This window comes from Streptomyces sp. NPDC018019 (genome assembly GCF_044327805.1).
In the GTDB taxonomy this organism is placed as follows: domain Bacteria; phylum Actinomycetota; class Actinomycetes; order Streptomycetales; family Streptomycetaceae; genus Streptomyces.
Map to the genome: position 1 here is coordinate 470,694 of NZ_JBIRGD010000001.1, position 13,260 is coordinate 483,953.

Below are 13,260 nucleotides of genomic sequence, written 5' to 3' on the forward strand. Positions count from 1 at the left end.
TGACCAGAGGTTTGGTTTCGACGGTCGAACTCGGGAGGCGGCGGCATGGCCCAGCGCGAACACGAGCACGTACGGGTGGCGGTGATCGGATCGGGCTTCGGTGGTCTGGGGGCGGCCGTACGGCTGCGGCGCCAGGGGATCACCGACTTCGTGGTCCTGGAGCGGGCCGGCTCCGTGGGCGGTACGTGGCGTGACAACAGCTATCCGGGGTGTGCGTGCGACGTGCCCTCGCACCTGTACTCGTTCTCCTTCGCGCCCAACCCCGAGTGGCCGCGCAACTTCTCCGGGCAGCCGCACATCCGCGCGTACCTGGAGCGGGTCACCGACACCTTCGGACTGCGGCCGCACATCCGGTTCGACTCGGAGGTGCAGAGCCTCCGGTGGAACGGGGAGGAGCTGCACTGGGAGGTGGAGACGGCGAGCGGGGCGCTGACCGCGGACGTGGTGGTCTCCGCCACCGGTCCGCTGTCCGACCCCAAGGTGCCGGACGTTCCGGGGCTGGACGGTTTTCCGGGGAAGGTCTTCCACAGCGCGCGGTGGGACCACGACTACGACCTGCGCGGCAAGCGGGTCGCGATGATCGGTACGGGCGCCTCGGCGATCCAGATCGTGCCGTCCATCCAGCCGACGGTCGACCGGCTCACACTGTTCCAGCGCACCCCGGCCTGGGTGCTGCCGCGCGCCGACCGGAAGATCAGCGGGCTGGAGCGCTGGCTGCACACGAAGGTCCCGGCGACCCGGGCCGCGCGCCGCGGACTGCTGTGGGGCATCCGGGAATTGCAGGTCAGCGCCTTCACGAAGCGGCCGAACGAACTGGGCCTGGTCGAGCAGCTGGCCAAGGGACACATGAAGCGGGCCGTGAAGGACCCGGCGCTGCGGGCGAAACTGACGCCGGACTACCGGATCGGGTGCAAACGGATCCTGCTGTCGAACTCGTACTACCCGGCGCTCACCCGGCCGAATGTGGACGTGGTGGCGAGCGGGCTGAAAGAGGTCCGGGGGAATGTGCTGGTCGCCTCGGACGGTACGGAGACGGAGGCCGACGCGATCGTCTTCGGTACGGGCTTCCACGTCACCGACATGCCGATCGCCCACCGGGTCACCGGCGCCGACGGCACGACGCTGGCCGAGGAGTGGAAGGACGGGATGGAGGCGCTGCGCGGCACGACCGCGGCCGGCTTCCCCAACTTCCTCACCATCATCGGGCCCAACACGGGGCTCGGGAACAGCTCGATGATCCTGATGATCGAGTCGCAGCTGAACTACCTGGTGGACTTCATGCGGCAGCTGGACGTGCTGGGCGGGAAGATCGCTCTGAACGCCCGGCCCTCCGCGGTGCACGCCTGGACGCGCGGCGTCCAGAAGCGCATGGAGCGCACGGTGTGGAACACCGGCGGCTGCGACAGCTGGTACCTGGACGCCAACGGCCGCAACACGACCGTCTGGCCCGGTACGACGGCCGAGTTCCGGAAGGTGACACGGCAGGTGGACCTCGCCGAGTACGAGGTGCTGCGGATTCCGGCGCGGCGTGCGGGCGCGCGGGCGGCCGGCGCCGTGAAGGCGGTGGCGTGATGGCGCTGAAGTCCATGCCCCACGGGCGGTACGCGCCGCCCGCCCCGCGCCGCGAGCTGACCGCGACCTCGGCCGACGGCTCCCGGCTGCACGTGGAGATCCACGGGCCGGACCGGCCGGACCTGCCCACCGTGGTGCTCTCGCACGGCTGGACCTGTTCGACCGCCTTCTGGGCCCCGGTCGTACGGGACCTGGCCGACGACCACAAGGTGGTGCTGTACGACCAGCGGGGGCACGGCCGTACCCCCGCGGTGGGCCCGCGCGGCTACACCACCACCGCGCTCGCCGACGACCTGGTGGCCGTGCTCGGCGCCGCGCTGGAGCAGGGGGAGCGGGCCGTGCTGGCCGGGCACTCCATGGGCGGCATGACGATCATGGCGTCCGCCGAGCGCCCGGAGTTCCGGGAGCGGGCCGCCGCCGTCCTGCTGTGCAGCACCGGCAGCGCGAACCTGACGGCGGAGTCCATGGTGATACCGATGCGCTCGCCGGGCGGACGGCGCATCGCCCATCAGGTCGTGCTCGGGTCGCGGGCGCCGCTCGGGCCGGTGACCGCGCTCGCCAAGCGGATTCTGAAGTACGCCACGATGGGCCCGACCGCCACGCCCGAGCAGGTGGAGGCGTGTGCGCGGATCGTGCACGCCTGCCCGGCGGGGGTGCGGTCCCGGTGGGGCAAGGTGCTGGCCGGGCTCGATCTGACCGGCGGCGCGGCGCGGTTGCCCGTACCGGCCGCCGTCCTCGCGGGCACCGCCGACCGGCTCACCCCGATCGTGCAGTCCCGCCGGCTGGCCTCCGTACTGCCGGACTTCCTGGGGCTGACCGAACTGCCGGGTGCCGGGCACATGACACCGATCGAGGAGCCGGACGCGGTCATCGGCCGCATCCGGGAGCTGGTCCGCGACCACCTCCGGAACAGCGGGACGACGACCACCGAGGCGAAGGAGACGGCCCGATGAGCGCACGCAGGAGCCTGGCGGGGCAGGTCGCCGTCGTCACCGGCGCGGCACGCGGGGTCGGCGAACTCCTCGCCCGCAAGCTGTCCGCGCGCGGTGCCACGCTCGCGCTGGTCGGCCTGGAACCGGAGGAACTCGCCCGGGTGGCCGCCTCGTTGCACGGCGAGGCGGCGCACTGGCACGCGGATGTGACCGACCACGAGGCGATGGCCGACGTGGCGCGAGAGGTCAAGGCGCGCTTCGGCAAGGTGGACATCGTGGTCGCCAACGCCGGGGTGGCCAGCGGCGGCCCGTTCGCCGACTCCGACCCGGTGTCCTGGCGGCGGGTCATCGAGGTCAACCTGATCGGCGGCGCCGTCACGGGACGGGCCTTCCTGCCGGTCCTGATGGAATCGCGCGGCTACTTCCTCCAGATCGCCTCGTTCGCCGCCATCTCCCCGGCGCCCATGATGACCGCGTACTGCGCCTCCAAGTCCGGCGTCGAGGCGTTCGCGCACAGCCTGCGGGCCGAGGTCGGCCACAAGGGCGTACGGGTCGGTGTCGGCTATCTGAGCTGGACCGATACGGACATGGTGCGCGGCGCCGACCGGGACGACGTGATGCGGGAGCTGCGGCAGCGGCTGCCCTGGCCGTCGAACAAGACGTACCCGCTGGGCCCGGCCGTGGACCGGCTCGTGGCGGGTGTCGAGCGCCGCTCCGCGCATGTCTACGGGCAGTGGTGGCTGCGCGGGATGCAGTCGGTCCGCGGCTACCTGCCGTCCGTCATCGGCACCATGGGACAGCGCGAGATGCGCCGCTTCGGGGACCGGCTCGACGGGCTGCGGGTGGGGCTGGTCGGTGCGGGCGGGGAGGCGGACGAGAAGGTCAGGGCGAACCGCTGAGGCCGCTCCCGGGCGACTCCGTTACGTCGTGAAATGATCGAAATGCGAGCTGTGTCGGTGCGTGCGAGGCTGGTCGGGGCCCACCCCCGACCACCCCTTCAGGAGTGAACAGCATGGGCATCAAGGATCAGTTCGAGGACAAGAAGCGGCAGCTCCAGGACAAGGCGCAGCAGCGCGGCCAGCAGGGCCGGGACGAGGCGAGCGGGCGCGCGCAGCAGGCCCGAGAGCAGGCGCGCGACCGCGAGGAGCAGGCCCGCCAGCAGGTCGCGGACGCCGAGCAGGACGCCCGGGACAGGTTCAAGGGCTGACGCGCGTACCGCACACTGCGCGCGTGACGAGGGGTGCACCCGTACCGTCGGGTGCACCCCTCACCCTGTGCCGCCGGGCGGACAACGCGTGGTGGCAGGAGGCTACTTGACGACCTTGAGCATCGTCGGCCACCCGTACCGCTGCGCCGCCGCGAACAGATGCTTGAGGTCCGCCGGCGCCAGCTTGACGCAGCCCCGCGAGCGGTAATCGCCGTCGCCGTCCCAGCGGTACGGGCTGTCGCGGCCCGGCACCGCGACGCCCTGGGTGCCGTCCGAGCGCATCTCGCTGTGCAGGAACAGCTCGGTGCGCCGGGTCCGGCCGTCCCGGCAGACCTTGTCCGCGACGTGGACCGCGTACCCGTTGATGCCGTCGCGCCCGCCCTTCTTGCGCGTGGTGTGCGACAGCACCCGGTACGTGCCGTCCGGCAGCCAGCCCTTGTTCTTCGCGCACTCGTCGCGGCCCGCCGTGCCGCCCTGGCCGGACCCGGCGCGGTAGTCGGCCAGCACCCTGCCCGTACCGGACTCCACCAGGCGCACCCGGGAGTCGGCCGGGTCGCGCTGATTCTTGTCGAAGACGAGGTGGGTCGCGCCTGCCCGGTCGGGCGGGCCGGGGCTGCCGGAGGGTATGGGACGGGCGGCGGCGGGCGCCGCGGCGGCGGTGAGGGCGGCCGTCAACAGAGCGGTGGCGGCCGGTGACGCTGTGCGCAGGCGGATTGCCATGCGGGGCTCCTGTCGTGTGCGGTCTCTTTCCTGCCCTCGGTCCGGTCCCCGCGCCGGTCCGTGCGGCCGGTGGCTCAGCCGCTGCGGGGCGGCAGTTCGGGCCGCCGCCGGTCCGGTACGTCGGACAGGTCCGGCGGTGTCGCGGCGGGATGGCGTTCCAGCAGGTCCAGCGCGGTCCGCACGGCGACGCCGAGCTGGGGGTGGCGGCCCTCGGCCCAGTCCAGCGGCGAGCGCGGCGCCTCGATGTCCGGCTCCACACCGTGGTTCTCCACGCCCCAGCCGTACGCCTCGAACCACGCGGCGTTCATCGGCACCGTGATGTACGTACCGTCGGCGAGCCGGTGCCGCCCGGTCATCCCGACCACCCCGCCCCAGGTGCGCAGGCCCACGACCGGGCCGATGCCCTGGAGTTTGAACGCCGCGGTGATCATGTCGCCGTCCGAGGAGGTCATCTCGTCGGCGACGGCGACGACCGGGCCGCGCGGCGCGGTGCCGGCGTAACTGACCGGCTGGGCGTCGCGGGTGAGGTCCCAGCCGACGATGGTGCGGGTCAGTTTCTCCACGACCAGCTCGGAGATGTTGCCCCCGGCGTTGCCCCGGACGTCCACGATCAGCGCGGGCCGGGAGACCTCCATGCGCAGATCGCGGTTGAACTGCGCCCAGCCGGAGCCGCCCATGTCGGGGATGTGCAGGTAGCCGCACCTGCCGTCGCTCAGCTCGCGCACCACCTCGCGGCGCTTGGCCACCCAGTCCTGGTAGCGCAGCGGCCGCTCGTCGATCAGCGGGACCACCGCCACCCGGCGCGACGGGCCGCCGCCCTCCGGCGCGAAGGTCAGCTCGACGGTGGTGCCGCCGGCCGCGGCCAGCAGCGGGTACGGGCCGGCCACCGGATCGACCCGGCGGCCGTCCACGTGCGTCAGCGCCGCGCCCTCGCGGATGCCCGTACCGGCCAGCGGCGAGCGGGCCCGGGAGTCGGAGGAGTCGCCGGGCAGGATGCGCCGCACCACCCAGTAGCCGTCCTTGAAGACGAAGTTGGCGCCGAGCAGGCCGATCGCGCGCTGGTAGTGCGGCGGCCCCTCGTTGCGCTTGCCGGGCGTGACGTACGCGTGCGAGGTGCCCAGCTCGCCCAGCACCTCGCGCAGCAGGTCGGCGAACTCGTCGGGGGAGGCGACCCGTTCGACCAGCGGCCGGTACTGGTCCAGCACCCCGTCCCAGTCCACGCCGCTCAGCCCCGGGTCCCAGAAGTACGCGCGGATGATCCGGCCCGCCTCGCCGTACGCCTGGCGCCACTCGGCGGGCGGGTCCACGTCGTGCAGGATGCGCCGCGGGTCCAGGTGGACCGTCGAGTCGGCGTCCGGCGGCTCGGTCGCGGGCACCGCCCGCAGGTCGCCCTCGTCGTTGACGACCAGCCGGGTGCCGTCGCCGCTGAGCGCGTAGGAGTCGATGGCGCCGGTCAGTTCGGTGCGCTTGGCCTTGACCAGGTCGAAGTGCTCCAGCGTCGGCTGGCCCGAGGTGTTGTCCGGGTTGGCGAAGGTCTCGCCGAGCGCGCCGGAGATCGGCCAGCGCAGCCAGACCAGCCCGCCGCCGGCGACCGGGCGCAGCGCCGAGTACTTGGACGCCGAGACGGGGAACGGTGTCACCCGGCTCGCCAGGCCCTCCACCTCCACCAGCGCGGTGCCCTCGGCCGTCACCGGGGCCTCCGCCGGGTCCAGGCCGCCCGCCGCGGGCCGTCCGTCGGCGGACAGCTGGAAGGGGGAGGGCGTCGCGGAGGACAGCGGTACGAGGTACGGGCGGCAGCCGAGCGGGAAGGACAGGTCGCCGGTGTGCACGTCGTAGACCGGGTCGAAGCCGCGCCAGGACAGGAACGCCAGGTAGCGGCCGTCGCGGGTGAAAACGGGCTGCTCGTCCTCGAAGCGGCCGTTGGTGACGTCCACGACGGTACGGGCGGCGCCTTCGCCGTGTCCTTCGCCGTTCCCCTCGCCCTCGCCGGAGCCGGAGCCGATGCCGGGGAGCCGGGCGATCTTGATCTGCCGCAGCGTCCGGCCGATGCCGGGGTGGGACCAGGTCAGCCAGCCCGAGTCGGGGGAGAATGCCAGGTCGCGCACCGGGCCGTTGTCCGACCTGATCAGCTCGGTGACCCGGCCCGCGCCGTCGCCGTCCGCCGCGACATCGACGAGCAGCAGCCGCCCGTCGTGCGCGGCCACCGCCAGCCGCTCGCCGTCCGGCGCGGAGACCAGCTCGTGCACCCGGCCCAGCCGGCCGGCCGCGAGGCGCCGCGGCTCGCGCGGGATGCCGGCCTTCGGCAGGTCGGCGATCTCGATCGCGTCGTCGCCCTCGGCGTCGGTGATGTAGGCGATCCGGCCGGTGGAGCCGAGCATCTCGGGCAGCCGGACCCGTACCCCCGGCTCGTCGTGGATGGTGCGCGCCGGGCCGTCGCGGTGGGTGAGCCAGTACAGGCTGCCGCGGACGCCGACGGCGCTGGCCCGGCCGGTGGTGTCCACCGCGAGGGAGGTGATGTGGGAACCGGCCGGGATCTGGTACGTCCGGCGTCCGGCGCGCGGCCCGCCGAGCCGCACCTGGAGGCGGCGCGGCGTGCCGCCCGGGCTCAGGTCGTCCACCAGCCACAGGTCGCCGCCGCACTGGTAGACGATGCGCTGCCCGTCGGTGGCCGCGTGCCGGGCGTAGAAGTCGGCGTGGTCGGTGTGCCGGCGCAGATCCGTGCTGTCCGGCTTGCAGGAGTAGACGTTGGCGATGCCCTCGTGGTCGGAGAGGAACGCGATCCGGTCGCCGACGAACATCACCGCGTCCAGGTGCCCGTGCAGATCCGGCAGCAGCCGGGTGCCGTGCAGCCACATCCGGCCCATCGCGCCGCCGCGGTAGCGCTTCCAGGACGCGGGCTCGTGCGGCGGTTTGCCGGTCAGCAGCAGCGTCCGGCGCTCCACCGTGTCGTCGTGGTTGCCGTCCGGGCCGCCGTCGGCGACGTTCCCGTACGGATGGCCGTCGCCCTCCAGCCGGTGCCCGTCCGCGGCGAAGTCGGCGACCGCGATGTCCGAGACCGGCCCCCAGGGCAGCCGGCCGCCGGGGCTGCCGTCCGTCGGGACGCTGTAGGCCCACGAGTAGTACGAGAAGGGCTGGCCGTGCGAGGAGACGGCCAGGATCTGGCCGTCCGGGGACCAGCCGCAGACCCGGGTGTCGGTGCTCCCCCAATAGGTGAGGCGGCGGGCCGGACCGCCCTCCACCGGAGCGAGGTGGATCTCGGGGTCGAGGCTGCGCCAGGTGGTGAAGGCGATGTGTCTGCCGTCCGGGGAGAATCGCGGGTGGCCGATCCGGGTGCGGTCGACCGTCAGCCGCCAGGCCCGGGGAGCGCTGCCGCTGTCGGTGGTCAGCGGTGCCACCCAGAGGTCGTCCTCGGCGGCGAAACACAGCATCTCGCCGTGGAGATGCGGGAACCGGAGATACGCGCCGTCACTCACGCCCCCATGGTTTCGGCGCCGGTGGACGGTGGCAACTCGGCCGCGCCCGGTGATCCCGTGACGCATACCACCATCGAAACGTTTCCGTTTCGATGGGACCGGGGGTACGGTCGGGCCGTACCCAAGCTGTACGAAACCGTTTCGTTTTCCTGAGTCGTTCCGTGAGAAGGTGGCCGCGATGGGCCGCAGCCGGCTGACCCCCGAGCGCGAGGCCGAGCTGTACGCGGCCGTGCTCGACCTGCTCCGCGAGGTCGGCTACGACGCCCTGACCATGGACGCCGTCGCCGCCCGCACCCGCGCCAGCAAGGCCACCCTCTACCGCCAGTGGCAGGGCAAGCCGGAGCTGGTCGCCAGGGCGCTGGACCACCACAAGCCCGTCCGGGTCGCGGACATCGACACCGGCAGCCTGCGCGGCGACCTGCACGCCATGGTCGCCCAGGACGACGACTGCCGGATGGAACGGGACTCCGCGCTGATCCGGGGCCTGGCGCGGGCCGCGCACGACAACCCGGACCTGCACCGGGCGCTGCGCGACCTGCTCATCGGGCCCGAGATCAACGGGCTGGACGCGATGCTCGCGCGCGCCGTGGCCCGTGGCGAGCTGCCCGCCGACCGTCCCGCGCTCCGTTACGTGGCGCACATGCTGATCGGCGCCTTCGTCGCCCGGCAGCTCATCGAGGACCGGCCCGCCGACCGGGCGTTTCTCGCCGATTACGTGGACGCCGTGGTCCTCCCCGCCCTCGGCGTCTGAACGACGGCAGCCCGCCCGGGCCGCCGCCCCGTCCCCGACTCCCCACCCCCCACACACACAGGCAGCACCCGACGCGCCGCTCTCGTCGTCGGGCCGGCTCCGCATGCCCTTGTACGTCCACCACCTCGAACGGGAGCGCCCCTTCTCGTGGCTACATTCCTCTACAAACTCGGCCGGCTCGCCTTCCGGCGCCGCCGCTTCGTCGCCCTGATATGGGTGGCGTTGCTGGCCGTCGCCGGTGTCGGCGCCGCCACCGCCTCCTCGCCCGCCGCAGACTCCTTCTCCGTACCGGGCACGGAGTCCCAGAAGACCTTCGACCTGCTGGGCGAGCGCTTCCCCGGCACCAAGGCGGACGGCGCGACCGCGCGTGTGGTCTTCAAGGCGCCCGACGGGCAGAAGGTGACCGCGCCGGCGCAGCAGCAGGCCGTCGAGAAGGTCGTCGGCGAGCTGAAGTCGACCTCGCCGCAGGTCGCCTCGGTCTCCGACCCGTACCTGGCCAAGGGCGTGGCCAAGGACGGCAGCACCGCCTACGCGCAGGTCACCTACAAGGTGTCCGGCTTCGAGCTGACGGACGACGCGCGCGACGCGCTCAAGGACGCGGCCCAGCACGGCCGGGACGCCGGGCTGACCGTCGAGATCGGCGGCAACGCGCTCCAGGCGATGCCGGAGACCGGCGCCACCGAGGTCATCGGCATCGTCATCTCCGCCGTCGTCCTCGTCATCACCTTCGGCGCGCTGATAGCCGCCGGACTGCCGCTGCTGACGGCGCTGATCGGGGTGGGCATCGGCGTCTCGTCGATCACCGCGCTGGGCAGCGTGCTGGACCTGTCCAGTACGACGTCCACCCTCGCCATGATGATCGGCCTCGCCGTCGGCATCGACTACGCGCTGTTCATCGTCTCCCGCTACCGCTCCGAACTGGCCGAGGGCCGCGAGCGCGAGGAGGCCGCCGGGCGCGCGGTGGGCACCGCCGGGTCCGCGGTGGTCTTCGCCGGACTGACCGTCGTCATCGCCCTGGTGGGCCTGTCGGTGGTCAACATCCCGATGCTCACGAAGATGGGCATCGCCGCGGCCGGCACGGTCGTCATCGCCGTCCTGGTCGCGCTGACCCTCATCCCCGCGCTGCTGGGCTTCGCGGGCAAGCGGGTGCTGAGCCGCAAGGCCCGCAAGGGCGCCGCCGCTGCCGGGGAGGCCGACGGCGGAAGGCCGAACACGGGCACCCGCTGGGCGCGTTTCGTGCTGCGGCGGCCGGTCGCCGTGCTGCTGGCCGGAGTTGTCGGCCTGGGCGTCATCGCCGTACCCGCGAGCTCGCTGGAGATGGGCCTGCCGGACGACGGCGCGCAGCCCGCCGGCACCACCCAGCGCAAGGCGTACGACCTGCTGTCCGACGGGTTCGGGCCGGGCTTCAACGGGCCGCTGATGCTGGTCGTGGACGGCCAGGGCAGCAAGGACCCCAAGGCCGCGGCAGCGCGGGTCGCCGGTACGGTCGCCAAGCTCGACGGCGTCGCGGCCGTCACCCCGCCCACCTTCAACCAGGCCGGGGACACCGCGATGCTCAGCGTCGTACCGGCATCCAAGCCGAGCAGCACCGCGACGGAGGACCTGGTCCACGAGATCCGCGGCAAGGCGGGCGACGCGGCGCGGGACGCCGACGCGCGGGCGCTGGTCACCGGCACCACCGCGATGAACATCGACGTGTCCGAGAAGCTCGACGACGCGCTGCTGCCCTACCTGGCGCTGGTGGTCGGCCTGGCCTTCCTGCTCCTGATGGTGGTCTTCCGCTCGGTCCTGGTGCCCCTGAAGGCGGCGCTCGGCTTCCTGCTCTCGGTCGTCGCGGCGCTCGGCGCGGTGGTCGCGGTCTTCCAGTGGGGCTGGCTGTCCGGCCTGTTCGGCGTCGAGCAGACCGGGCCGGTCATGAGCATGATGCCGATCTTCCTGGTGGGCGTGGTCTTCGGACTCGCCATGGACTACGAGGTCTTCCTCGTCACGCGGATGCGCGAGGCGTACGTCCACGGGGAGCGGCCCGGCCAGGCGGTGGTCACCGGCTTCCGGCACGGCGCGCGGGTGGTCACGGCCGCGGCGGTCATCATGATCTCGGTCTTCGCGGGCTTCATCGGCTCCTCCGAATCGATGATCAAGATGATCGGGTTCGGGCTCGCCGTCGCCGTCTTCTTCGACGCGTTCGTGGTCCGCATGGCCATCGTCCCCGCCGTCCTCGCGCTCCTCGGCCGCGCCGCCTGGTGGCTGCCCGCCTGGCTCCGGCGCGCGCTGCCCAACGTGGATGTGGAGGGTGAACGGCTCCAGCAGCACCTGACACCGCAGCAGCCGGCCGCGCAGCCGGAACCGACCAAGGTGTGAGCCGCTCCGGGGCGGCCGTGTCAGCGACGCGTCCGCCCCGGCCCGTGGGGACGGAGAGCGGCCCGTACGGCCCTCAGACCGCGGTCCGTTCCCGGTGCGAGGAGTCCTCGTCCAGCAGCCGCGCCGCCATGCTGTCCAGCGCACGCGCCAGGCGGGCCCGGTCCTCGGGGTCGTCCGCGGTCCAGCCCTCCAGGCGGTCGTCCAGCCACTCGCGCCAGGCGACGATCAGCCGCTCGATCTCGGCACGGCCCGCCGCGGACAGCACCAGCGAGCCGTCTTCCCGGCGCGCGTACCCGGCCGACATGACCCGTGTGAAGACCGGCTCCAGCACCTCCTCCGGCATCCGGTGGGCCTGTGCCACGGCGGCGAGCGACGTCTCGCCGTGGATGCGCGTACGCCAGTGGATCTGGCCCAGCGCCCACGCCTGGCCGGGCGTGAGCGCACTGCCGGACGCGGCCAGCACCTCCAGGCTCACCGGCCCCTCCGCCTTGCGCATCACCCGCGCCACCGCCCGCTCCAACTGCTGGTCGGAATCGGTGGAGTCGGGCGCCGCGAAGCCCTCGCCCAGGTCCCCGGCGGCGGCCCGCGCGCTGTCCCGCAGCGGCACCTCCTTGAGGAACCACGCCACCAGGAACCCGGCCAGCGCGACCGGCACCACCCACTGGAAGACATGGTTGACGGTGTCCGCGTAGGCGTCGATCACCGGCCTGGCCTGCGCTTCGGGCAGCCGGTGCAGCGCCTGCGGGCTCGCCGCGGCCTCCGGCGGCACGCCCGGCACCTCGGCCAGCGCCGCCTTCAGGTTCGGCTCCAGCCGGTTGCTGTAGAGCGTGCCGAACACGGCGGTGCCGAACGACGACCCGAGCGTGCGGAAGAAGGTCACGCCGGAGGTCGCCGAGCCCAGCTCGTGGTAGTTGACCGTGTTCTGCACGGCGATGGTCAGCACCTGCATGGCCAGCCCGATGCCGAGGCCGAGGACGAACATGTACAGCGATTCGAGCCAGACGCCGGTGTCCGCGCCCATGGTGGACATCAGGTACAGGCCGAGGGCCATCACGCCCGTACCGACGATGGGGAAGACGCGGTAGCGGCCGGTGCGGCTGACGACGACGCCGGAGAGCATCGAGGTGCCCAGCAGCCCGGCCACCATCGGCAGCGTGCGCACCCCCGACATGGTCGCCGAGACCCCGTCGACGAACTGGAGGTACGTCGGCAGGTACGTCATCGCGCCGAGCATCGCGAAGCCGACGATGAAGCTGAGCACCGAGCAGACGGTGAAGACCGGATTGCGGAACAGGTGCATGGGGAGCATCGGCTCCTTGGCCCGCAGCTCCACGAACACGAACGCCGCCAGCAGCGCCACCGAGCCCGCGAACAAGCCGATGATGACGGCCGAGCCCCACGCGTACTCGTTGCCGCCCCACTCCAGGCCGAGCACCAGACCCGAGGCGCCCAGCGCCACCAGCACGATGCCGAGGTAGTCGATCAGCGGGCGCACCGCGGCCCGCACCACCGGGACCGTCCGGGCCGCCATGACGACCATGACGACGGCGACGGGGATATTGACGTAGAAGCACCAGCGCCAGGACGCGTGGTCGGTGAACAGGCCGCCCAGCGTGGGCCCGACGACCGTGGTCACGCCGAACACGGCGCCCAGCGCGCCCTGGTACTTGCCGCGTTCGCGCAGCGGGATGACGTCCGCGATCAGCGCCATCGCGGTCACCATCAGGCCACCGCCGCCGACGCCCTGCACGGCGCGGGCGACGACCAGCATCAGCATCGAGGTGGAGGCACCGGCCAGGACCGACCCGCCGACGAAGACCACCGCGCTCACCTGGAAGATGATCTTCCGGCCGAAGAGGTCGCCGAACTTGCCCACCAGGACCGTGGAGACGGTCTCCGCCAGAAGGTACGCCGTCACCACCCACGCCATGTGCCCGCCGCCGCCCAGATCGGCCACGATCGTGGGCAGCGCGGTGGACACGATCGTCTGGTCGAGGGCGGCCAGCAGCATGCCGAGCACGATCGTGGTGAAGACGAGATTGGTACGGCGGCGGCTGAGCGCGGGCGGAGCGCTGCGCGCTTCGGGGGCGGGGGCGTCCGCGGCGGCCGTGGTCATGCATCCAAGCCTTTGCGCCAATGCCCTGCTTCGCCACCTTTCGCCACCGCGGGGGTGACACACCGTTGTCGTTTCGCGCCCCTAGCGCTCTTGCGACCCGTTTGCAGTACCGCCACGATGAAGTGACTGCG

Annotated in this window: 9 protein-coding genes; 6 read left to right on the forward strand and 3 right to left on the reverse strand. The window is 72.7% G+C overall.

Going from position 1 to position 13,260, the window contains the following annotated elements; translation table 11 throughout:
- The first annotated feature begins 45 nt into the window (after positions 1 to 45).
- From ACH4FX_RS02220 to ACH4FX_RS02235, 4 genes are all read left to right on the forward strand, one after another.
- Positions 46 to 1,572, forward strand: coding sequence for a flavin-containing monooxygenase (locus tag ACH4FX_RS02220; RefSeq protein ID WP_398474277.1), 1,527 nt, complete (start codon positions 46 to 48; stop codon positions 1,570 to 1,572).
- The gene (locus tag ACH4FX_RS02225) at positions 1,572 to 2,525 is read left to right on the forward strand and encodes an alpha/beta fold hydrolase (RefSeq protein WP_398474278.1); all 954 of its coding nucleotides are present in this window, start codon (positions 1,572 to 1,574) and stop codon (positions 2,523 to 2,525) included. The genes ACH4FX_RS02220 and ACH4FX_RS02225 overlap by 1 nt, the downstream gene beginning before the upstream one ends.
- The gene (locus tag ACH4FX_RS02230; protein WP_398474279.1) at positions 2,522 to 3,403 is read left to right on the forward strand and encodes an SDR family oxidoreductase; all 882 of its coding nucleotides are present in this window, start codon (positions 2,522 to 2,524) and stop codon (positions 3,401 to 3,403) included. Before ACH4FX_RS02225 ends, ACH4FX_RS02230 begins: the two co-directional genes overlap by 4 nt.
- A 113-nt stretch (positions 3,404 to 3,516) precedes the next feature.
- The gene (locus ACH4FX_RS02235; RefSeq protein WP_398474280.1) at positions 3,517 to 3,711 is read left to right on the forward strand and encodes a hypothetical protein; all 195 of its coding nucleotides are present in this window, start codon (positions 3,517 to 3,519) and stop codon (positions 3,709 to 3,711) included.
- Positions 3,712 to 3,813: 102 nt separating this feature from the next.
- Here ACH4FX_RS02235 and ACH4FX_RS02240 read toward each other — a convergent pair whose 3' ends face one another.
- Positions 3,814 to 4,431 (reverse strand): L,D-transpeptidase family protein, encoded by a 618-nt coding sequence (locus tag ACH4FX_RS02240; RefSeq protein WP_398474281.1) that lies wholly within the window; start codon positions 4,429 to 4,431, stop codon positions 3,814 to 3,816.
- 74 nt (positions 4,432 to 4,505) lie between these two features.
- Positions 4,506 to 7,904, reverse strand: coding sequence for a S41 family peptidase (locus tag ACH4FX_RS02245; protein WP_398474282.1), 3,399 nt, complete (start codon positions 7,902 to 7,904; stop codon positions 4,506 to 4,508).
- 178 nt (positions 7,905 to 8,082) lie between these two features.
- Here ACH4FX_RS02245 and ACH4FX_RS02250 point away from each other — a divergent pair, with 178 nt between their 5' ends.
- On the forward strand, positions 8,083 to 8,655 hold the full coding sequence (locus ACH4FX_RS02250; RefSeq protein ID WP_398474283.1) for a TetR/AcrR family transcriptional regulator: 573 nt from the start codon (positions 8,083 to 8,085) through the stop codon (positions 8,653 to 8,655).
- A gap of 147 nt (positions 8,656 to 8,802) precedes the next feature.
- On the forward strand, positions 8,803 to 11,013 hold the full coding sequence (locus ACH4FX_RS02255; RefSeq protein ID WP_398474284.1) for an MMPL family transporter: 2,211 nt from the start codon (positions 8,803 to 8,805) through the stop codon (positions 11,011 to 11,013).
- Positions 11,014 to 11,086: 73 nt separating this feature from the next.
- Here ACH4FX_RS02255 and ACH4FX_RS02260 read toward each other — a convergent pair whose 3' ends face one another.
- Complete coding sequence (locus tag ACH4FX_RS02260; RefSeq protein WP_398474285.1) at positions 11,087 to 13,129, reverse strand: DHA2 family efflux MFS transporter permease subunit; 2,043 nt, start codon at positions 13,127 to 13,129, stop codon at positions 11,087 to 11,089.
- Positions 13,130 to 13,260 lie beyond the last annotated feature (131 nt).

Excerpts from the sequence above, each read along its gene's own strand:
- ACH4FX_RS02220 (WP_398474277.1), top strand. The coding sequence starts at position 46 with ATGGCCCAGCGCGAACACGAGCACGTACGGGTGGCGGTGATCGGATCG.
- ACH4FX_RS02225 (WP_398474278.1), top strand. The coding sequence starts at position 1,572 with ATGGCGCTGAAGTCCATGCCCCACGGGCGGTACGCGCCGCCCGCCCCG.
- ACH4FX_RS02230 (WP_398474279.1), top strand. The coding sequence starts at position 2,522 with ATGAGCGCACGCAGGAGCCTGGCGGGGCAGGTCGCCGTCGTCACCGGC.
- ACH4FX_RS02235 (WP_398474280.1), top strand. The coding sequence starts at position 3,517 with ATGGGCATCAAGGATCAGTTCGAGGACAAGAAGCGGCAGCTCCAGGAC.
- ACH4FX_RS02240 (WP_398474281.1), bottom strand. The coding sequence starts at position 4,431 with ATGGCAATCCGCCTGCGCACAGCGTCACCGGCCGCCACCGCTCTGTTG.
- ACH4FX_RS02250 (WP_398474283.1), top strand. The coding sequence starts at position 8,083 with ATGGGCCGCAGCCGGCTGACCCCCGAGCGCGAGGCCGAGCTGTACGCG.
- ACH4FX_RS02260 (WP_398474285.1), bottom strand. The coding sequence starts at position 13,129 with ATGACCACGGCCGCCGCGGACGCCCCCGCCCCCGAAGCGCGCAGCGCT.